Raw genomic sequence first — 21,244 nt, forward strand, 5'->3', positions numbered from 1 at the left:
CCCGTTTTTTTATTCTAATTCATGTTTGATAATTGATTTTACTGTGTTAAGCTCTTTTTCAACATCTTGAGCTGGTTTTGCTGTAAATAAACTTACAACAACAGTTACAATTAAGTTAACGATGAAACCTGGTAAAATTTCATATAAGTTCCAGAAATCTGAACCTGTTTCACCCATTGGTGAAACAACTGTAATCCAAAGAATAACAGTCACTGATGCTGCGATCATACCTGATAACGCACCTGTTCTCGTTAAACCTTTCCAGTAAAGTGAGAGGATTACGATTGGACCAAATGCTGCACCGAATCCTGCCCAAGCGTTACCAACTAAGTCTAGGATTGTAGCATTCGGGCTCCAAGCGATAACCATCGCTACTGCTGCAACGAGTAGTACTGAAATACGTCCAACCATAACAAATTCTTTTTGACGACTATTCGCATTTTCTTTACCACGAATTAACTTATAGAAGTCTTCTGTTAACGCACTAGACGTTACAATTAATTGTGACGCAATCGTACTCATAATCGCTGCTAAAATTGCTGCGAGTAAGAACCCTCCAATTAATGGATGGAATAATAATTGCCCCATTAAAATAAAGATTGTTTCTGGGTCTTCAAGAACTAATCCGTTACTATTTACAAACGTAATCCCTGTTAAACCAACGAGTACTGCACCGAGTAGGCTGATTGCCATCCAACCGATACCAAAGCGACGTGCTGTTCTTAATTTTTTAACATTTTGAACAGACATAAATCGAACGATGATGTGTGGTTGTCCGAAGTAACCAAGTCCCCATGCAATAAATGAGATAATCCCGATAACTGTCGTACCTTTAAACCAATCTAAGTTTGTCGGTTTAAGCTCTGCAGCTTGGCTTAACGTATCTAAACCTGATAATTGAAGCATCGCTACGATTGGTACCATAACCATCGCAATTAACATAATGACACCTTGGAAGAAGTCAGTAAGTGATACCGCTAAATATCCTCCAAAGAATGTGTAAACGATAATGATTACAGCAATTAAGATTAACCCGAAGTGGTATGATGTACCAAACGCACTTTCAAATAAACGTCCACCTGCAACGAGACCTGAGTTTACATATAATGTAAAGAATACAACGATAATAAGGCCTGAAATAATTTTAATTAAGTTCGTGTTATCGCTTAAGCGGTTATTTAAAAATTCAGGAATCGTAATCGAATCATTTGCGATTTCTGTATACACACGTAATCTCGGTGCAACGACGAAGTAGTTGATATAAGCACCAACAGTTAAACCGATCGCAAGCCATGCTGCTGAAAGACCAACTGAGTATACCTCACCAGGTAACCCCATGATCATCCAACCACTCATATCTGCTGCTCCGGCAGATAGTGCGGTTACGTATGGTCCAATGTTACGACCACCTAGCATATACTCATTTAAATCTCCTGTCGATCGCTTGTAACTATACCAACCAATGACTAAAAGAATTAAGAAGTATAGTACAATCATAACGTACGTTTGCCAATCTAAAGTGACTGCGTCACGCACACGCGTAGCTCCTAATAATAGCACTTAAAGCGCCTCCTTTTCTAATCTATGTTTAGTATACAAAATCATAAAAGCGTTTTACATAGCATTTAAAGCGTTTTAATATGAATAAATCTCTTTTTTGTTTTAATACACATTTATTTAGTATGAAAAAATAAACGCGATATCAATTAAGATTTCGCGTTTATTCAATATTTAATTCTATATTATTCTGTATATTTTTTTAACACGAGTGTCGCATTATGTCCACCGAATCCTAAGCTATTTGTTACTGCGTAATCGATGTCTAAATCTTCTTGTCCGTCTTTAACATAATCTAAATCAAGTTTAGGATCTTGATTTGTTAAGTTAATCGTCGGATGGATTTTGCCTTCTTGAATACTTTTTGCAGTAATAATTGCTTCCATAGCACCTGTTGCTCCGAGTAAGTGACCAGTCATTGATTTTGTTGAGCTAATTTTTAAATTATACGCATGATCACCAAATACTGTTTTAATCGCAAGTGTTTCAAACTCATCGTTGTAAGGCGTTGACGTACCGTGTGCGTTAATATATTGAACTTGTTCTGGTTTAATACCAGCATCGTTTAACGCCGCTTGAATCGCACGCGCGCCACCTTCACCTTCTGGTGCTGGCGCTGTAATATGATGCGCATCTCCTGTTGAGCCGTAACCAACGATCTCAGCATAAATTTTTGCTCCGCGTGCTTTCGCATGCTCTAACTCTTCTAAAATAACGATGCCTGCACCTTCACCCATTACAAAGCCTGAGCGGTCTTCTGAAAATGGAACAGAGGCATAGTTCGGATCATTCGATTTACTTAAAGCACGATTCGCTTGAAATCCAGCGACACCCATATGCGTAATTGGAGACTCTGTTCCACCTGAAATCATAACGTCAGCATCGCCTCTCGCAACGATTCTAAACGCGTCCCCAATCGAGTTCGTGCCTGATGCACATGCAGTTACGGTCGCACCGTTAGGGCCTTTTGCGTTATGGCGAATCGATACTTGACCAGCTGCCATATCTGGAATCATCATTGGAACAAATAACGGGCTTACACGTTTTGGACCGCGATCAAATAGTACTCTTAAACCGTCCTCTAATGCTTGAATACCTCCGATACCTGATCCAATCCATACACCTGTACGTTCTGAAATTTCGTCGATATTTAATCCAGAATCTTTAACCGCTTCATCTGAAGCAGCAACTGCATATTGCGTAAAACGGTCCATACGACGTGCTTCTTTACGGCCAAAATATTCTTCACCGTCAAAGTCTTTAAGTTCACCAGCAACGTGTACATCATATTCACTCGTATCAATTCTCGTAATTTTACCAATTCCGTTTACACCATTTAATGCATTTTCCCACATCTCATCGACAGTATTTCCAATCGGTGTTAATGCTCCCATACCTGTAATTACAACTCTTCTTTCGTTCATTTATATTCCTCCTATTATTTTCCCCAAGTCATACAGACAGCGCCCCATGTTAAGCCGCCGCCGAACCCAACTAAGACAATATTATCTCCATCTTTTATTTTATTATGTTTGACTTCATGTTCAATGCTGATTGGAATTGAAGCCGCAGACGTGTTTCCATATAATTGAATCGTTTCACTCATTTTTTCTCTCGGTAAGTTCATTCTCTTTCTAGCCGATTCCATAATACGAATATTCGCTTGGTGCGGGATGAGCATATCGATATCCTCACTTGTCATATCCGCTTTTTCTGTAACAGATACGCTGAGTTCTCCCATAATTCTTACTGCGAACTTAAATACTTCTCTTCCGTTCATTTTAATGTATTTCGTGTCTTTATCGTCATATAGCCACTTACCACCGTCACCGTTACTTCCGAGTTCAAATGATTTTATTCCATAGCCTTCACTGACTTCTCCAACGACAGCTGCACTCGCACCATCGCCAAACAGTATCGCAGTAGATCGATCTTCAAAATCAATCATTTTTGATAACTTATCTGCACCGATGACAAGCACCTTTTTATAAGTCCCAGCTTTTATGTAATTATAAGCGGTAACTAACCCATATATAAATCCTGTACAAGCCGCTGCTTGATCAAATGATGGTACATGATTTAACTCGAGTTTACTTTGAACGATATTCGCGACTGTTGGAAAGTGATGGTCTGGTGTTGAAGTAGCAACGATAATCATATCGATGTCATCTTTTGTTACTCCAGAGTTCTCCATCGCTCTTTTAGCTGCTAATACTGCCATATCACTCGTATCCATATCTTCTTCAGCAAATCTTCTTTCTTTTATACCCGTCATTTCAGTAATCCATTCATCTGACGTATCTAATATCTTTTCAAAGTCGTGATTGGTCATTACTTTTTCTGGTAAATAACTACCCATACCGATGATCCCTACATTCGTCATCTCACCACACCTCACCTTTTTATTACTAGGTACTAATTTAGCACATTTTTTTGTTTTAATCAAACAAAAAAAGCTTAAGTACTCATGTACTTAAGCTTTAGTGAGTAGCGAATTACTCTTCATCTACACCGACTTTGTATAATTGGAAGTCAGGGTTATATCCGTACTCTTCAGTCCAGTTTTTAACACGTTTGTTAACTGGTACTACGTATGCACGGTAAAGAGTTGGGAATACTGGAATTTCTTCAGCCATAAATTCTTGCCACTCATTGTATACTTCTTTTCTGTATTCAATATCAAGTGCTTCTTGTGAGTTACCTTTTTTCAGTAATTCATCGTTTTTCTCAGAAGCGTAACGTGGGTAGTTGAATGCAGCTTTTCTTCCGTATAATCCTGAAGGGTCAACGTCAGAACCTACACCCCATGCACCTTGGTAGATGTCAATGTCTTTGTCATCGTTTTTAAGCATGTCGTAGAATGTGTTGAATTCGATTAAACGACCGTTAGTTTTTTCTACGTTAAGTCCAATTTCTTTCCAAGATTGGATGTAGTAGTTTGCTAATGGTTCAGCAATGTCTCCACCTGACATAGAAGCGAAGTTGATTTGTAGTTTTTCACCGTCTGGTGTTTCAACGAATCCGTCTCCGTCTGTGTCTTCATATCCAGCGTCAGCTAAGATTTGTTTTGCTTTTTCTGGATCGTATTTAGGAGTTTCTAAGTCTTCTTTATACCAGTCTTTGTGGTAAGGAGTGATTAATGAGTTCGCTCCCCAACGTAGACCTTTATAGAACTTATTACCGACAGCATCGTTGTCAACTGCGTGCCACATTGCGCGACGTAATTCTTTGTCACCCATTTTCATTTCGTCTGGCTTGTAGTTAACTTCGTTTTTGTCTGCATCCCACTCACCAAGTTTGAAACCAATGTAAGTGTATGCTCCGTCAATTTGACCTAACCATTCAACGTTATCCATTTCAGCAACGTCTGGATATTGGTCAGTTGGGAATGATAACGCTACGTCGATATCACCTTTTTGAACTGCATCAGCTACAGAAGATGAAGGAATAACTTTGATTTCGATTCCGTCCATTCCTGGTTCACCTTGCCAGTAATCTTCGTTTTTCTCAAGGATAATCGCTTCACCTGAAGTGATTGATTTAACTTTATATGGTCCAATACCAATTGGGTTTTGACGTGTTTGATCTGCTGCTGCCATATCTTTAACTTCTACACCTTCGTAGTACTTTTCAGGGAATAAGTATGCCCAGAAACCACCAGCCGTTAATGATGGTGCAAGTTCTTTGTATGTAAATACAGCTGTTTTATCGTCTACTACTTCGATACCAGAGATTTCATCAGCTTCACCAGCTTGATACTCTTCGTATCCTTCAATTAATGTAAATCCGTCGCTTGATCCACGAACACCGTCGTAGTCAGGGTGACCGATTACTTCGTATGATGCAACATAGTCTTGGATAGTAACTGGTGTACCATCGTGCCATTTAGCATCTGCTTGTAATTTGAATGTTACTGTGTTGTCTTCTTCGTTTAACTCAAATCCGATTAATCCGTCTTGAGTGTACTGGAAGTCAGCGTCCATTCTGAATGCAGCTTCATCGAAGTATCCAATCATAGTAGCATCTGGAGCACCTTGGTAGAACGCCCAGTTTAGTGTACCTTCAAATGGAGTATCTGAAGTGTAACCAACTTTTAACTTACCTGAACCAGATGGTTCACCTGTGTTTGAAACCGTTTTGCTGAAGTCTTCGTAATTATAGACTCCTTCTTCGCTAGGCTCTGCGTTACTTGTACCGCCGCCGTCATCTTTTTTGTCCTTATCGCCGTCAGCTGCGTCATCGCTTCCGCCGCCACCACAAGCTGCAAGAACAAGAGCTAGAGATGATCCCATACCGAAAAGTACGCGAGACCAATTGTGTTTCTTCATCTTTGTTTCCCCCTTTAGATATAAAAGATAACGGTATAGAAATGTTATCTAATTTTGATATTATCATAAAATTCAGATTAATCAATATCAAAATTGAATTTCTTTTCAAAAAATTGAAACCGTTTTAAATCTATAACAATATTATACCCTATTTCGAAAAAAAGTGAAATCGTTTTCGGATATTTTTTACAAATTTTTTTGTAATTATTAAATAACACAAAAAAGACCAAGCATTCGCTTGGTCTTAAATGTAAATTTATGCATTTCGTTGTCTCGCATCTCCTGCTCGGCGTAACGCTTCACCAACGTTACGTACACAAAGCATTAATATTAAGATTAATATCGCCGCTGGTGCCCAGATCCACGGTCTTAAGCGTAGCGTTTGCGTTTGTGTTGCATAAGATAATAGCGTTCCGAGTGACGGTGTATCTTCAGGGAATCCAAATCCAATGAATGAGAGTCCCGACTCAATACCGATATTCGAAGCGAGTGATAGCGTTGAGTTAACAATGATAATACCGACTAAGTTCGGTAATAACTGTGTAAATATAATTTTAACGTGAGAACTACCTAACGTTCTCGAAGCGTTAATATAGTCTTGTTCTTTCTCTTGAATCGCTAGTGAACGTATTAATCTCGCTGTACCTGTCCATAAGAACGCACTCATGATGAGTGAGAAACTCACGACATTATAGCTTGGTGAAATTGTAACGTACACAACGATGATCATGATGAACGGTAAAACCATCATAAAGTCTACGATACGCATGAGGATATTGTCCACTTGTCCTCCGAAGTAACCAGAGATTACTCCATAAGCCGTACCGAATGATACTGATATTGCTGTAACGAGGAAACCAATTAGTAACGAGTTTCTCGTACCGATAATTAATTGTCCAAAAATATCACGTCCACCGTAGTCCGTACCGAGTCTAAACTCTTCGTTTGGCGGTTGGTTCAGTGATAATAAATCTACTGTTACGATTTCTGATTGTTTTAAGAACATCGTTAGTCCAAAAACGTATGATGTAATTGCAATCATAATAATTAAGCTGAATAGCGCAACTTTGTCTACTAAAATTTCTTGAAGTAAAACTTTCCACCCTGGTGTCGATCTCGGCAAGTTTTCTACATCGATTGAATCGTGTGATTCAATTCCGTATACACCTGCTTGGTTATGTGTATCGATATTCGTCGGGTGTGCATCATCTTTGTCATTCTCAAAAGCTGTGTTGTCTGGATTGACATCTTTTAACTCACGGTTTTCATCATTTAAATTTTTATTATCCTTTGTCATGTGACACCCTCCTTATTTAATACGAATCCTTGGATCGATAATACTTAAAATAATGTCAGATAATAATGTACCGACAATTGTTAAGAATCCATAGAATAAAATTAATACGTTCGCAACGCTGAAGTCACGCGTCGAAATCGATTCTAAGAATAAACGACCCATTCCTGGATACGCGTAGATCATCTCGATGAAAATCGAACCACCAAGTAATCCCGCAATTTCATAACCAAAGAATGCAGCGATTGGGATAATCGCGTTTCTGAAAATGTGTCTTCTATACACTTTACTTTCAGATAAACCTTTTGCACGTGCAAGTGTAACGTAATCTTTTTGTTTCGTTTCAATAATACCACCACGTAAGTACTGAACCGTACCAACGAGTCCAATTAAGGCGATCGATAACGAAGGTAATATTAAGTGATGTATTTTACTAAAGAAGTATCCCATCGTCCATGGATCTACATTCGGGTTCACTGAACCTGAAGTTGGGAACCAACCTAAATTAAATCCGAATACTAATACCATAAGTAAAGCGAACATGAATGTTGGTGTTGCGAAACCTAAGTATGTGTAACCTGTAATAACGTTGTCTAATAATGAGTCGTTATAACGACCTGATAACATTCCTAATGGAATACCAAGTAAGTAAATTAAAATTGTCGAGAATAACGATAACCAAACTGTGTTCATTAAACGGTCACCAATAACATCTAATACTGGCTGTTGTTTAAAATACGAACGACCAAAGTCTCCTTGAAGCATGTTGAATACCCAGTCTCTATATTGAATATACCATGGGTTATTTAGCCCCATTGCCTCACGTTGTCTCTCTAATGCTTCTGCAGAAATGTTCGGGTCTAATACCCCACTTAACGCATCCCCTGGCATTAAACTTGCGAGGAAGAAAATTAATAAACTCAGCAAGAATAATTGCGGTAATGCAATTAAGAATCGTCTAATAGTAAATTTGATCATTTAATTTTTACCTCCTTCTGGTGGTAAAGCGACTCTATGATTCTCAGAAATTTCAACGAGAGGGAAAGGCTTACCATCTTCATCTAAATAATCTTTGAAATGATTCTCATATTCTTCTTGAACTTCTTTACGTCTACGTAAGTTCTCTTCGATGTTATCCACGTTTACATCCGGAATTGCAGCAATTAACTTCTTCGTGTAAATATGTTGTGGATTTTTAAAGATCACTTCGGCTGGACCTTCTTCTACAAGTCGGCCTTGATACATAATTCCAATCCACTCACACATATGTCTCACTACCCCTAAGTCATGGGCAATAAATAACATCGTTAAATCCATATCTTGCTGGATTTCTTGCATGAAGTTAAGTACTTGCGCTTGTACTGATACGTCTAATGCCGATACCGGCTCATCCGCGATAATTAACTTAGGATTTAACGCGATTGCACGCGCAACACCGATACGCTGACGTTGACCACCTGAGAATTCGTGTGGGTACTTATAAATTGAACCAGGTGGTAAACCAACACGAGAAAGCAGTCGAAGCACTTCTTTAATCAACTCGTCTTTTGATAACTTCTCGTAGTTTTTAAGAGGTTCAGCAACGATGTCAAATACGCGTTTACGCGGATTTAATGATGAATACGGGTCTTGGAAGATCATTTGAACGTCACGACTGACGTCTACTTTTTTACCACTGTTTAAGTGTTTACCTTCGAAGTAAATGTCCCCACCACTCACTTTATTTAGTCCCATAACAGCTTTACCAGTCGTCGTTTTACCTGAACCAGATTCTCCAACTAAGCCGTATGTTTTTCCTTTTGGAATTTTAATCGTTACGCCGTCAACTGCACGGACGTAATCCTTTGTCGTATTAAAGAACCCACCTTTAATTGGGTAATAGACCTTTAGGTCGTTAATTTCTAATAAGTATTCCGCCATTACTCATTACCTCCTTGGTGCAACGCTCCAAACTGTTCCGCTTCAACTTCTTGCGTTAATTCAGCTGAAGAATCTAAGTAGAAGTGTTTGTAGCACGTACATCTTACAAAATGTCCGTCCTCAACTTCACGTAACTGAGGATTCTCTTCGTGAGCCGACTCGTCAATCCATGGAATACGTGGTGCAAATCGGCAACCTGTACGATCCATCTTATCAAGTGCTGGAACCACACCTTGAATGACGTGTAATTTATCTCCTAACACATCTTCAGATGGTAACGAGTTGAGTAAACTTCTCGTATACGGATGAAGTGGGTTTTTAAACAATTCTTTAACAGGTGCCATCTCCACAATTTGACCTGCATACATAACAGCAACTTTGTCTGCCATTTCTGCAACGACACCTAAGTCGTGAGTGATTAAAAGTACACCAGAACCTAAATCGTCTTTTAGTTCACGAATTAAATCTAAAATTTGCGCTTGAATCGTAACGTCAAGTGCTGTTGTCGGTTCGTCAGCGATAAGCAGCTTCGGCTTATTTGCGATTGCAATCGCGATAACGACACGCTGTCTCATCCCACCAGATAATTCATGCGGATATGCTTCAGCGACTTGTTCTGCTCTCGCAATACCAACACGTTTTAATAACTCGATTGCATAAGCTTCTCTTTCGTTTTTCTCTTTCGTTTTATGAATTGTTAAAGTTTCTATAATTTGATCCTTGATTCTCATTAAAGGATTGAGCGCTGTCATCGGATCTTGGAAAACCATAGAGAATTCGCCACCGCGAATGTTATTCATTTCTTTCTCGCTAGCTTTCAAAATATTCTTATCTTCAAAGAACACTTCACCTTCAACACGCGCGTGTCTATGTAATTTCATAAGAGAAAATGCTGTCGCACTTTTCCCTGAACCTGACTCACCAACGAGAGCGAGTACTTCGTTTTTCTTAATATCGAACGAAACATTATCAACAGCCGGGTAGTATTCCCCGTTAATTTTAAATGATGTTGTTAAGTTCTTTACTGATAGTAATTTTTCATCCATATTGTTCACCAAACTTCCTTTCATGATTTTAAAGGATGTGCAAATAAGTTGTTTTTAATTGTAAAGACAATTGTAAGATAAATCAATATTATCATAAAATTTAATAAATTCTGATATGTATTTTAAAAAATTGCCTTACATGTAAACGCATACACATATTATACTCTATGTTGTATACTTTTTGAATGATTTATTGTAAAATAAATATTGAAAAGAGAATTAAATTATTAGGAGTGTCTGATTTGAGATTTGTAATCACGTTCATTTGGGCATTTTTGCTCACTCAAATGATTAACTTTATCCTAAACAGTTTAAGTGGTGGCGGACAGCTATATCCTGAGATCGGATTATTATTTGCTGTGCTTATTACATTAGTCGTATTCTTCTTAGATGTCGTCATGAAGCCTCGCCACAATTACACTGAGGACAAACAGTAATCTATACTTACTAGAAGACTCTATTACGAATAGAGTCTTTTTTTCTATCATTATATAAACGAGGTGACCTGATGAGTTACATATTATCTATCGACCAAGGAACGACGTCAACACGTGCAATCCTCGTCGATAAAAACGGAGACATTAAAGCGACTTCCCAAATGGAGTTTAAACAATATTTTCCTAAATCTGGTTGGGTAGAACATAACGCAAACGAAATTTGGAGTTCTGTATTATCTGTAATCGCTCAAGTACTCGGAGATAACAATTTAACAGCCGATATGATAAAAGCAATTGGTATAACAAATCAACGTGAAACGACCGTCGTGTGGAACAAACACACTGGTCTTCCGATTTATAATGCAATTGTTTGGCAATCGAGACAAACTGATGGAATTACTGAAGAGTTAAGAGCAAATGGCTATGAGGAGTTATTTAAAGATAAAACTGGTCTTATATTAGATCCGTATTTTTCAGCGACGAAAGTTCGTTTTATACTCGACAACGTTGAAGGCGCACAAGAAATGGCAGAAAACGGTGATTTACTATTTGGAACGATCGACAGCTGGATTGTGTGGAAATTAACATCCGGTAAAACACATATTACAGATGTCACAAATGCAAGTCGTACGATGTTATTTAACATTCATACGCTCAAGTGGGATGATGAGATTTTAGAAATTCTAAATATTCCTAAGAAAATGTTGCCTGAAGTAAAATCTTCTAGTGAAATTTATGCGTATACGGATACAAATCATTTCTTTGGTGCTTCAATTCCAATCGCAGGAATCGCTGGTGACCAGCAAGCGGCACTATTTGGTCAAACGTGTTTTGAAGAAGGAGAAGCAAAAAATACATATGGTACTGGCTGTTTCCTACTATTAAATACAGGTGAGGAAGTACCCGCTTCAAACTATGGATTAATATCTACTATCGCATATCAATTAAAAGATGAACCTGTTAAATACGCACTGGAAGGATCGATATTTGTTGCGGGGAGTGCCGTTCAGTGGTTAAGAGATGAAATGATGTTCTTTGATGATGCGGCAAAAAGCGAACAACTCGCAACTGAAATTGATGACACGGATGTCTATGTCGTTCCTGCGTTTACAGGACTCGGTGCTCCTTATTGGAATATGCATGCACGTGGAGCGATGTTTGGTATCACTCGCGGCACGTCTAGAGAAGACATTATACGTGCGACGTTAGAATCACTCGCATACCAAACGTATGACGTGCTAAACGCGATGCGTAAAGATAGCAAGACCCAAATCAAACAGTTAAACGTCGACGGTGGTGCTTCTGCAAACGACTTTTTAATGCAATTCCAATCAGATTTACTTGAATGTACTGTTGAAAGGCCAAAATATTTAGAGTCAACAGCACTTGGTGCAGCATTTTTAGCAGGTCTTGCGGTTAACTTCTTTGAATCTAAAGAAGCGTTAAAAGAACTGAAGTCAATTGATTATGCATTTCATCCTCAAGAAAATAAAGAAAAAATCAACAAGAAGTACGACGGATGGAAACGCGCAGTTAAAGCGACAGAACTATTTTCAAACTAAAAAACTCTATTGAGATTTTTCTCAATAGAGTTTTATTTTTATTGTAAGTCAAATATAAATGTGCCGTCTTTTACGTCGATATCGACGTGTAGACCTTCTTCTAAGTTCGACTCAATCATTTTAATTGCAAGTGGCGTTTCGATTTCACGTTGAATATAACGTTTTAATGGTCGTGCACCAAACTCTGGTTCGTACGCTTCTTTAACGATATATTTTTTAGCATCTTGTGATACTGAAATACTCATATGTTGGTCACTTAATCGTACATTTAATTCATCGATTAACTTATCGACGATACCTGTCATATTTTCTTCAGTTAATGGACTAAACATAACGATGTCATCCATACGGTTTACGATTTCTGGTTTAAAGTGCGTTAACACTTCACTCATAACGACTTCTCTCGTTTTATCGTTAATTTCTCCACCTTGAATCATCGTATCGAGTAGATAATGTGATCCTAAGTTCGATGTCATGATGAGAATAGTGTTTTTAAAATCAACAGTACGACCTTGAGAATCTGTCAGTCTACCGTCATCCATAATTTGAAGTAAGATGTTAAACACATCTGTATGTGCTTTTTCAACTTCATCTAAAAGAATCACCGAATACGGATGTCTTCTCACTTGCTCAGTTAATTGTCCACCTTCTTCGTATCCAACGTATCCTGGAGGCGCTCCGATTAATCTAGACACTGCGTGTTTTTCCATATACTCACTCATGTCGATACGAATCATGTTGTCTTCACTATCAAACATCGTTTCCGCAAGTGCTTTTGCGAGTTCTGTTTTACCGACACCAGTTGGTCCTAAGAATAGGAAGCTACCAATTGGACGGTTTGGATCTTTAATACCTGCTCTTGCACGAATAACTGCGTTAGATACGAGTTCTACCGCTTCATCTTGACCAACGACACGCTGATGAAGTAATTTCGGTAAATTAAGCAGACGATCTTTCTCTGTTTCAACGAGTTTTGTCACTGGAATTCCTGTCCATTGTGATACGATCATACCGATTTCTTCATCAGTAACAACTTCACGGATAATACGGTCTTTACCTTCTGTTTCATCGTGAAGTTCTGCTTCAAGTGCATTTAACTCTGCTTGAAGTTTCGGTATAATACCGTGCTGAAGTTCAGCAGCACGCTCTAATTGATAGTTGCTTTCTGCTTCCTCTAATTCTTGACGTGCTTTATCAATTTCTTCACGTTTACGAGATACTCCGCTAATTTGCTCACGTTCACGCTCTACTCTCGCAGATAGAGATTGTTGTGCTTCTCTCGCATCAGCAAGTTCTTTTTGAAGTTCTTCTAAACGTGCTTTAGACACTTGGTCATCTTCTTTTAATAATGCTTGTTCTTCGATTTCCATCTGCATTACTTTACGATTGATTTGGTCGAGTTCAGTTGGGTTAGATCCCATTTCTGTACGAATTGTTGCACTCGCCTGGTCGACTAAGTCGATGGCTTTATCTGGTAAAAATCGTTCTGTAATATATCTGTCTGACAATTCTGCTGCAGCAACTAACGCACGGTCTGTGATTCTTACCCCGTGGTGTACTTCATAACGTTCTTTTAGGCCACGTAAAATTGAAATTGTGTCGTCGACTGTCGGTTCACTAACGAGTACTCTTTGGAAACGACGCTCTAATGCAGAGTCTTTTTCGATATATTCACGGTACTCATTTAACGTCGTTGCACCAATCATATGGAGTTCACCGCGTGATAACATCGGCTTAAGCATATTACCAGCGTCCATTGCCCCATCTGTTTTACCTGCACCAACGAGCATGTGTACTTCATCGATGAATAATAAAATTCTACCGTCTGCTTCTTTGATTTCTTCTAATACTGCTTTTAAGCGCTCTTCAAATTCCCCTCGGAATTTTGCACCTGCTACGAGTGCTGCTAAATCTAATTCAAAAATTGTTTTATTCTTTAGTGAATCTGGCACGTCTCCACGAACGATACGCTGTGCGAGCCCTTCAACGATTGCAGTTTTACCGACACCCGGTTCACCAATTAATACTGGGTTATTTTTACGTTTTCTACTTAATATACGAATCGTGTTACGGATTTCCTCATCTCTACCGATCACAGGATCCATATTACCTTTACGTACTTCTTCGACAAGGTCACGACCGTATTTTTGTAATACTTCATATTGAACTTCTGGATTTTGAGTCGTCACGTGTTTTCCTCCTCTAATCTTTTTAATAATCTCTTTTACGATTGTATCTTTATTTCCAACTTGTGTTTTTAATATGTCGTCTACATTTAATGCTGCGAGTAAAAGATGTTCTTGAGAAATATATTCATCGTTCATATCTCCCATTACTTTTTCTGCTTCACTAATTACACGACTAAATCCTTGAGACATATATTGTCCATACTGGACATTGTCCCCTTCTACTTTGTTAAAACTTTTGAGCTTTTCATCATATTGTTTAATCAATTCATCTACATTAATATTTGCGCGTAGTAAAATATCTTTTGCCATTGAATCACTGACTGTAAATAATGCTTTTAATAGAGCAGCGAGTTCGATTGTTTGAATTTTATGTTCAACTGAAATTTGTTGTGCACGTTCGATAATCGACTGCACTTTGAAAGTCATTTTATTGATATCCATTTCCTCACCTCAAGTGTTTGACCAATTTTGACCATACTTATATTATACATCGTTATATTTTAATTTCAAGCGTTTCACTCAATTTTTTGACCTTTTTTGACTATTTATTTTCGCTTTATTTATATATCACTTTGTACTATAGTTGTAATATTGATTAGGAGGACTTTAAATCATGGATATCGATATAATAGAACTGATTAAATATATATTCTTAGGGATATTACAAGGGTTAACCGAACCAATTCCTGTCTCTTCGAGTGGTCATTTAGTAATGGCGCGTGAACTTTTTGGAATTGAAGCGAGTGGTTTATCGTTTGAAATATTTTTAAACACTGCTTCACTCATTGCAGTCTTGTACATATATTGGAAAGATATTTTTGAGATTGCTAAAAACTTTTTACGATATGTATTTAAAAAAGATAGAGATTTAGAAGCAACGACGGATTTTAAATATGTTATTTACTTAATTATCGCAACAATTCCTGTTGGAGTTTTAGGATTTTTACTAAAAGATGTTATTGGAGATAACGTATCGATTGGATTTGTTGGGTTAATGCTTCTCTTTACAGGGACTGCTCTATGGTTTATAAAAAATAAATCAGGTGTTAAACGTGACGGAGAGTTAACAGTTAAAGATTCAATTATCGTCGGTCTTTCTCAATGTGTCGCGTTAATACCTGGAATTAGTCGAAGCGGTGCGACACTCGTAGGTTCGATGGCAGTTGGTTTAGAAAAGAAAAATGCATTAAGATTTGTATTTCTACTTTATATACCAGTATCACTTGGAACGGCAATTTTATCGATTTCAGATATCGCGACAGATCCTATGCTCGACACACTACTCATTCCGTACATTGCGTCATTTATTGTAACGATTATTGCAACATACATCGGGTTTAAATTACTAGAAGGTGCTTTAACGAGTGGACGTCTCAAATATTTCAGTTATTACTGCTTCGCTGCAGGAGTATTTTCGATTATGTATCAATTCATCGTGTTATCGTAAACTTATTAAAACAAAAATACCAGCCGAACTTATGAAAAGTTCGACTGGTATTTTTTATCTTTCTTCTGGTACAAATAATCGTTTTGCAACTGAGAATAAAATAATAACGAGCGCTATACATACTGTCGTATTAATTAAGAACGTTGTACCATTTGCAATTAAGCTATAAAGCCATGCTGGTTGACCTTCTGGTGCGTAAATCCCCCAGAAAATCCAGCCTGCAAAAAAGTGCATCGTGTAACGTAACAAAATTGCTAAAAATGAGAATGCAACAATTGATACTAAGTTTTTATATTTAGATGCAAGTCCAGCAACTCCGAGAATACCGAATGCGAGTGGATATTCTAAAATGAACTGCACTGGATGTATGTAGTTCCCTGCCGCGTCTCCTGTTACAATTTGTAAAATCGCCCAGATTAAACCTCCGAGCACCCCTGCGCCGACTCCACGTCTAATCGCAAGAATTAAAATTGGTACCATTGAAAAACTAAAGCTGTACGGCCCAATTTTGAATGCAGAATCGATCCAGTCGATTCCCATACTTAATGCAGCTAATATCGCAATTTCCATCATTACGACGAGCTTGTCATTAGATCTTGTCATAAATACACTTCCTAAAAGTTTACTTATGAATCAACCGCGTATCATATTCCTTCGCGAGAATTACCTCAACAGGTTCAAGGGTATAATCTCAGCAATTATGCACCCCTTATGATTCATAGCAATTAATAGTATATTGTAAACACACTTTCCTATCAACTCTCTTTTAGAAATTAAAAAGCGCTCAACATAATGTTGAGCGCTTAAATGTTATGATACGCCTAAAGCAATCTTCGCATAACGTGACATATTATCTTTTGTCCAAGGTGGATTCCAAACAATTTGAACGTTCACGTTTTTAACTTCCGGTAATTCTAATAATGATTCTTCAACCATTTGTACAATTTCTGGGCCCATCGGGCATCCCATCGACGTGAGTGTCATTTCCACGCCTGCATTACCGTCTTCATCTAAAAACACACCGTAAACTAAACCTAAGTTTACAATATCTATACCGAGCTCTGGGTCAATAACGTTTTCTAACGCACCGAGCATGCTTTCTTCCATTGCTTTATCCATATTCTGTCACCTCGCATATATTATCGTATATTCAATATAACAAATATTAAACAACTAGTGAATAATAATGCTATTATTAGAGTAGCCGAAAGGATGATTTTCATGAAACCGTATCTTATTTGTTTAGATTTAGACGGCACGTTACTCACTGATGAAAATACAATCGGAAACTATACAAATCGTGTCGTTCAAGAATTAAAAAGACAAGGACACTACGTCATGATTACTACGGGTCGACCGTATCGTGCGTCAGTTCCTTACTATAAGGAGTTACGATTAAACACACCAATCGTTAACTTTAACGGTGCATTCGTACACCACCCATTAGATTTTGAATTTAAAACATTACAAGAAACATTACCTCAAGATGTCATCGAGGATATCGTCGTACATATCGATAAATACGACATTAAAAACATTGTCGCAGAAGTTCGTGATGATTTATACTTCCAATATCACGACAGCGTCTTAATGGATGAGTTTTATATGGGGAATCCTAAAAAAGTCGCCGGTGACTTACGTGATAATATGCCAGAAGAAGCAACGTCTCTTCTCATTAAGACAACTGAAGACCGCATCGATTATATTCGTCACGCATTTGATACTGTATATGCTGAAACACTTGCACATAGGCAGTGGGCACCACAACTTGCAATCATCGAGATTATCAAAAAAGGCGTCTCAAAAGCGACAGGTATCAAATATGTATTAGATGCATTAAACTTAGATGAGTCTCGTACAATCGCATTTGGAGATGAAGACAACGATCTTCAAATGATCGAGTACGTCAGTCACGGTGTCGCTATGAAAAACGCAATCGATGAATTAAAAGATATCGCGAAAGACGTCACACCGTATGATAACAACAACGACGGTGTTGGTCGATATTTAAACGATTACTTTAACTTAAATATAGAATATAAGGAGTCATAATATGAAATTATTAGTAGATAGCTGTTCAGACATCAGTTTAGATTTTGCTAAAGAACACCAGTTATTTTTTATACCACTTAAAATCAACGTTGATGGTAAAGAATATCTCGACAAATACGAAATTTCAAGTGAAGAAGTATCAAAAGCAGTCGATGATGGCATTCGTCCACTGACGAGTCAAGCAAATCCAGATGAGTTATATAACTATTTTAATGAAGCTTTAAAAGAAGACTCGATGATTATTTATTTATCGTTTTCAAGTCAATTATCAGGAACGTATCAAAGTGCGAACATCGCGCGCGAGATGATTTTAGAAGAACGCGACGACGTTGATATTACTGTCATCGACTCGTTAAGTGCAAGTTACGGTTACGGACTACTTGTTGAACGTGCTGCAAAATATGTAAATGACGGTTTATCTAAAGAAGAAGTTATAGAAAACATTGAAAGAGATAAAGCACACATTCGTCATTTATTTACAGTATCTGATTTAGATTACCTCGCTAAAGGTGGTCGTCTCTCTAAAGGGCAAGCATTTTTAGGTAGCCTTTTAAACATTCGCCCGCTTCTCCATGTAGAAGACGGAAAACTCGTACCGATTGAAAAGTATCGCGGATTAAAACGCGTTTTAAAACGTATGATTGAACTTATGAAAGAAGAAGGCGCAGCGACTGAAGTACACATTACACATGCTGACAACTTAAAAGACGCAGAAGCGTTAAGAGATTTAATTTTAAAAGAGACGGATTTAACGAACGTTCAAATTTCTAGTATCGGTCCAACGATTATTTCACATACTGGAAACGGAACGATTGCACTATTTTACTTTACTGAAGGAGTGTAATATATGAAACTTGTCATAATCGGTGGATTATCAGGTGGAATGACGGTTGCGAGTCAATTTAGACGACTCGACACTACGAGCGAAATCGTGGTATACGATAAAAACCCATATGTAAGTTTCGCAAACTGTGGTTTACCGTATTATTTATCTCGTGAAGTGAGCGAGAGATCTGATTTAATTGCGCGTACTCCTGAACAATTAAAAATTCAAGGCATCGATGTGCATACTGAACATGAAGTCATTTCAGTAAACGATAAGGAAAATTATGTTACAGTTAAAAATTTAAAAACAGGAGAAACATTTGACGATTCATACGACAAATTAATAGTATCTCCTGGCGCACAAGCGAATGAAATAGACGCAGTAAAACACGCGCCCCAATCATTTGTACTCCAGCACTTACATCATTTAGATCTTATCGAACAATATATTACTGAACATGATGTCAAACATGTAGTTGTAATCGGTACAGGATTTGTTGGTCTTGAAGTGTCTGAACAGTTACGTAAGCGAGGTCTTGAAGTAACTATTCTCCAACATAACGAAAGAGTATATAGCACAATAGAAGAAGAGTTTAGTGAACCGATTAAAGAAGAGATGGATAAAAACGGCATTCGATTAGAACTAAACAGTGAACCTGTAAAATTAGATGGAACAAAACTTACGTTAAATAACGGTGAAGTCATCGATGCAGAACTCATCATTCAAGCAATTGGTATTACACCGCGTACAGACTTTTTAAAATCGTCTAACGTCGTCATGAATGACGGATATATACCTGTCGATGAATATGGATTAACAAACATCGATAATGTTTACGCTATCGGAGACGCAATAGAAACACATTACCAGCACGTACCTCATAAAAAAGTATCTGTGGCGCTCGCTTGGCCGGCACATCGACTCGCGTACATTATCGCAAATCATCTTGCTGAAAACGATCAGTACAAACACGACGGGTTACTTTCAGTATCTATTTTAAGATATTTCGATGTTGCTGTTGGTAAAATGGGATTATCATTAAAAGACTTAGAAGACGAAGACTATATCATCGTTGAGCAAACACAAAACAATAAAGCAGGATATATGCCAGGTGCAAAACCTTTATCGTTAAAAATTTACGTCGACAAAAACACACGTAAAATTTTAAGAGCATCCGGTATAGGTGAAGAAGGACTCGACAAACGTTTAGATATCCTCTCAACACTCACACGTCTCGGTGGGACTGTTGATGACTTAATTAACATTGAGGTTGCATATGCACCTCCATTTAGTAGTCCAAAAGATATCGTCAATATGCTCGGATATAAAGCAATCGGGAAGCTATAATAGCTTCCCGATTATTTTATCTATTCTCTTTTCTTTTACTACGTTTTGCAACGATAAATATAAATATCACAAATCCACCAAATATTAACAGACTCGAAATTAAGTACCAATGGTTTAAACCAGGTGATTCAATGACAGCAAATAATTCCGTTAACTCTCTATCTATGACAGGATATAACGAATTTCCGTGTGGCTGCACACGCTCACCTAGTAGTAACCCACTCAGTTCTTTTCCATCTTTTACATATTCATCAGTAATCTCTAATTTTTGTGTCTCACTCGTGTTGTTAATTTCTAATATAAAATCAACGTCATCTGTTTTAAATAACACAGTATATAGACCGTGATTATTTACAATCGTTTCAGTGTCACGATTTAATAAGTTCGGATGTTGATTAAATACTTCAGTAGTTGTTTTCATAAACTCATGAACTTCTTTATCTGTCCATAAATTCATTTGTGGATGAATCGTTTCGAAATTATCCCCGTTTTGTGCAATTTCAGTTCCGTAAGTTACAAACATTGGTCCATCATGCGCGATTAAATACGGATATAACATTTTTACACGAGTCCCAGGGAAGAGATTGTTTTTAACTGCATATGACGTAAAACGTTCACTAAAGAAGTGATCCGCCATTAAAATTTCTTCACTGTTCGTATACTCAGGAATATCTTTATCGAGTCCTCCGAATGCTTCTGCAATACTTTTTCGTTTTGAATCGTAAGCAGTGTAATCAAAGTTTGTAGCATCGACATCTTCACTTAAGACGACCGCATACGTTTTAATATCGTTTGGTAAAATTTCCGTTCTATCGACATTTTGTACGATGTACATACTGACACCATCAATATCAAAGTTATTGACGAATTCTGTCATCAACTCTTTGTATTTTTGACGGTTTTCTTCATTGTTAAAATCAATAAATTGACGGTCGATTAAATCGATATACTCTTCCATAATCGGCGTCATTTGTGGGTCGTCTAAAGCAGTAAACTCATCCGTCGCTGTCGTTGGAAGATCTACGATAACTTTTAAATCTTTGTCATGTGCTTTACTTATAAAATCTTTAAATTTCTCTTCTCCACCGAAACGCTCAGCTATTTTTGTGTAATCCGTGACGCTATACCCGAGGATGTCAGAATTGTCCATTTCAAATACTGGACTTAATTGAATCGTGTCAAATCCCATCTCTTTTATGTAGTCTAACTGATTCTCAATACCTTCTAAGTCTCCACCGT

18 protein-coding genes and 1 riboswitch are annotated in these 21,244 nt (G+C 37.6%); of the genes, 6 read left to right on the forward strand and 12 right to left on the reverse strand.

Features of this window, described 5'->3' with window-relative positions; translation table 11 throughout:
- Positions 1 to 9: 9 nt before the first annotated feature.
- The 8 genes from putP to TJ68_RS06435 form a co-directional block, all read right to left on the reverse strand.
- Positions 10 to 1,560 (reverse strand): sodium/proline symporter PutP, encoded by a 1,551-nt coding sequence (gene putP / locus TJ68_RS06400; RefSeq protein WP_052327364.1) that lies wholly within the window; start codon positions 1,558 to 1,560, stop codon positions 10 to 12.
- Positions 1,561 to 1,742: 182 nt separating this feature from the next.
- A complete protein-coding gene (gene fabF, locus TJ68_RS06405) occupies positions 1,743 to 2,981 on the reverse strand; it encodes a beta-ketoacyl-ACP synthase II (protein ID WP_040929335.1) in 1,239 nt (412 codons plus the stop codon).
- Between the two features lie 14 nt (positions 2,982 to 2,995).
- Positions 2,996 to 3,940, reverse strand: a complete 945-nt coding sequence (locus TJ68_RS06410; protein ID WP_040929336.1) for a beta-ketoacyl-ACP synthase III — start codon at positions 3,938 to 3,940, stop codon at positions 2,996 to 2,998.
- A gap of 112 nt (positions 3,941 to 4,052) precedes the next feature.
- Positions 4,053 to 5,885 (reverse strand): oligopeptide ABC transporter substrate-binding protein, encoded by a 1,833-nt coding sequence (locus TJ68_RS06415; protein ID WP_040929337.1) that lies wholly within the window; start codon positions 5,883 to 5,885, stop codon positions 4,053 to 4,055.
- 256 nt (positions 5,886 to 6,141) lie between these two features.
- Positions 6,142 to 7,182, reverse strand: a complete 1,041-nt coding sequence (locus tag TJ68_RS06420; protein WP_081643687.1) for an ABC transporter permease — start codon at positions 7,180 to 7,182, stop codon at positions 6,142 to 6,144.
- A 12-nt stretch (positions 7,183 to 7,194) separates the two neighbouring features.
- The gene (gene opp4B / locus TJ68_RS06425; RefSeq protein WP_040929338.1) at positions 7,195 to 8,157 is read right to left on the reverse strand and encodes an oligopeptide ABC transporter permease; all 963 of its coding nucleotides are present in this window, start codon (positions 8,155 to 8,157) and stop codon (positions 7,195 to 7,197) included.
- The gene (locus TJ68_RS06430; RefSeq protein WP_040929339.1) at positions 8,158 to 9,099 is read right to left on the reverse strand and encodes an ABC transporter ATP-binding protein; all 942 of its coding nucleotides are present in this window, start codon (positions 9,097 to 9,099) and stop codon (positions 8,158 to 8,160) included.
- Entirely contained in the window at positions 9,099 to 10,145 is a 1,047-nt protein-coding gene (locus TJ68_RS06435; protein ID WP_040929340.1) for an ABC transporter ATP-binding protein, read from the reverse strand. The genes TJ68_RS06430 and TJ68_RS06435 overlap by 1 nt, the downstream gene beginning before the upstream one ends.
- Positions 10,146 to 10,387: 242 nt before the next feature.
- On the opposite strand from TJ68_RS06435, the gene TJ68_RS06440 reads away from it, so the two are divergent.
- Positions 10,388 to 10,582: a DUF2929 family protein gene (locus tag TJ68_RS06440; RefSeq protein ID WP_040929341.1), complete on the forward strand. Its 195-nt coding sequence runs from the start codon at positions 10,388 to 10,390 to the stop codon at positions 10,580 to 10,582.
- A 68-nt stretch (positions 10,583 to 10,650) separates the two neighbouring features.
- Entirely contained in the window at positions 10,651 to 12,144 is a 1,494-nt protein-coding gene (glpK, locus tag TJ68_RS06445; RefSeq protein ID WP_148449681.1) for a glycerol kinase GlpK, read from the forward strand.
- Between the two features lie 38 nt (positions 12,145 to 12,182).
- Here the strand turns inward: glpK and clpB are convergent, their stop codons facing one another.
- Positions 12,183 to 14,774: an ATP-dependent chaperone ClpB gene (gene clpB, locus TJ68_RS06450; protein ID WP_040929343.1), complete on the reverse strand. Its 2,592-nt coding sequence runs from the start codon at positions 14,772 to 14,774 to the stop codon at positions 12,183 to 12,185.
- A 172-nt stretch (positions 14,775 to 14,946) separates the two neighbouring features.
- Between clpB and TJ68_RS06455 the strand changes: the two genes are divergently transcribed.
- Positions 14,947 to 15,780: an undecaprenyl-diphosphate phosphatase gene (locus TJ68_RS06455; protein ID WP_040929344.1), complete on the forward strand. Its 834-nt coding sequence runs from the start codon at positions 14,947 to 14,949 to the stop codon at positions 15,778 to 15,780.
- Between the two features lie 54 nt (positions 15,781 to 15,834).
- Here the strand turns inward: TJ68_RS06455 and thiT are convergent, their stop codons facing one another.
- A complete protein-coding gene (gene thiT / locus TJ68_RS06460; RefSeq protein ID WP_040929345.1) occupies positions 15,835 to 16,383 on the reverse strand; it encodes an energy-coupled thiamine transporter ThiT in 549 nt (182 codons plus the stop codon).
- A 29-nt stretch (positions 16,384 to 16,412) separates the two neighbouring features.
- Positions 16,413 to 16,500, reverse strand: a riboswitch (TPP riboswitch).
- Positions 16,501 to 16,590: 90 nt separating this feature from the next.
- Complete coding sequence (locus TJ68_RS06465; RefSeq protein WP_040929346.1) at positions 16,591 to 16,899, reverse strand: metal-sulfur cluster assembly factor; 309 nt, start codon at positions 16,897 to 16,899, stop codon at positions 16,591 to 16,593.
- Between the two features lie 102 nt (positions 16,900 to 17,001).
- Here TJ68_RS06465 and TJ68_RS06470 point away from each other — a divergent pair, with 102 nt between their 5' ends.
- The 3 genes from TJ68_RS06470 to TJ68_RS06480 are packed head-to-tail and all read left to right on the forward strand — an operon-like array spanning position 17,002 to position 20,005.
- Positions 17,002 to 17,832 (forward strand): Cof-type HAD-IIB family hydrolase, encoded by an 831-nt coding sequence (locus TJ68_RS06470; RefSeq protein WP_040929347.1) that lies wholly within the window; start codon positions 17,002 to 17,004, stop codon positions 17,830 to 17,832.
- A 1-nt stretch (position 17,833) separates the two neighbouring features.
- Positions 17,834 to 18,676, forward strand: coding sequence for a DegV family protein (locus TJ68_RS06475; protein WP_040929348.1), 843 nt, complete (start codon positions 17,834 to 17,836; stop codon positions 18,674 to 18,676).
- 3 nt (positions 18,677 to 18,679) lie between these two features.
- Entirely contained in the window at positions 18,680 to 20,005 is a 1,326-nt protein-coding gene (locus TJ68_RS06480) for a CoA-disulfide reductase (RefSeq protein WP_040929349.1), read from the forward strand.
- 16 nt (positions 20,006 to 20,021) lie between these two features.
- Here the strand turns inward: TJ68_RS06480 and TJ68_RS06485 are convergent.
- The coding region (locus TJ68_RS06485; RefSeq protein WP_040929350.1) for an alpha-amylase family glycosyl hydrolase at positions 20,022 to 21,244 on the reverse strand (1,223 nt) is incomplete at its 5' end.

The organism is Nosocomiicoccus massiliensis (genome assembly GCF_000438455.1).
GTDB classification, from domain to species: domain Bacteria; phylum Bacillota; class Bacilli; order Staphylococcales; family Salinicoccaceae; genus Nosocomiicoccus; species Nosocomiicoccus massiliensis.

Excerpts from the sequence above, each read along its gene's own strand:
- TJ68_RS06410 (WP_040929336.1), bottom strand. The coding sequence starts at position 3,940 with ATGACGAATGTAGGGATCATCGGTATGGGTAGTTATTTACCAGAAAAA.
- fabF (WP_040929335.1), bottom strand. The coding sequence starts at position 2,981 with ATGAACGAAAGAAGAGTTGTAATTACAGGTATGGGAGCATTAACACCG.
- TJ68_RS06480 (WP_040929349.1), top strand. The coding sequence starts at position 18,680 with ATGAAACTTGTCATAATCGGTGGATTATCAGGTGGAATGACGGTTGCG.
- TJ68_RS06475 (WP_040929348.1), top strand. The coding sequence starts at position 17,834 with ATGAAATTATTAGTAGATAGCTGTTCAGACATCAGTTTAGATTTTGCT.
- TJ68_RS06415 (WP_040929337.1), bottom strand. The coding sequence starts at position 5,885 with ATGAAGAAACACAATTGGTCTCGCGTACTTTTCGGTATGGGATCATCT.
- TJ68_RS06430 (WP_040929339.1), bottom strand. The coding sequence starts at position 9,099 with ATGGCGGAATACTTATTAGAAATTAACGACCTAAAGGTCTATTACCCA.
- TJ68_RS06470 (WP_040929347.1), top strand. The coding sequence starts at position 17,002 with ATGAAACCGTATCTTATTTGTTTAGATTTAGACGGCACGTTACTCACT.
- clpB (WP_040929343.1), bottom strand. The coding sequence starts at position 14,774 with ATGGATATCAATAAAATGACTTTCAAAGTGCAGTCGATTATCGAACGT.
- TJ68_RS06420 (WP_081643687.1), bottom strand. The coding sequence starts at position 7,182 with ATGACAAAGGATAATAAAAATTTAAATGATGAAAACCGTGAGTTAAAA.
- opp4B (WP_040929338.1), bottom strand. The coding sequence starts at position 8,157 with ATGATCAAATTTACTATTAGACGATTCTTAATTGCATTACCGCAATTA.
- TJ68_RS06435 (WP_040929340.1), bottom strand. The coding sequence starts at position 10,145 with ATGGATGAAAAATTACTATCAGTAAAGAACTTAACAACATCATTTAAA.
- TJ68_RS06455 (WP_040929344.1), top strand. The coding sequence starts at position 14,947 with ATGGATATCGATATAATAGAACTGATTAAATATATATTCTTAGGGATA.
- thiT (WP_040929345.1), bottom strand. The coding sequence starts at position 16,383 with ATGACAAGATCTAATGACAAGCTCGTCGTAATGATGGAAATTGCGATA.
- TJ68_RS06465 (WP_040929346.1), bottom strand. The coding sequence starts at position 16,899 with ATGGATAAAGCAATGGAAGAAAGCATGCTCGGTGCGTTAGAAAACGTT.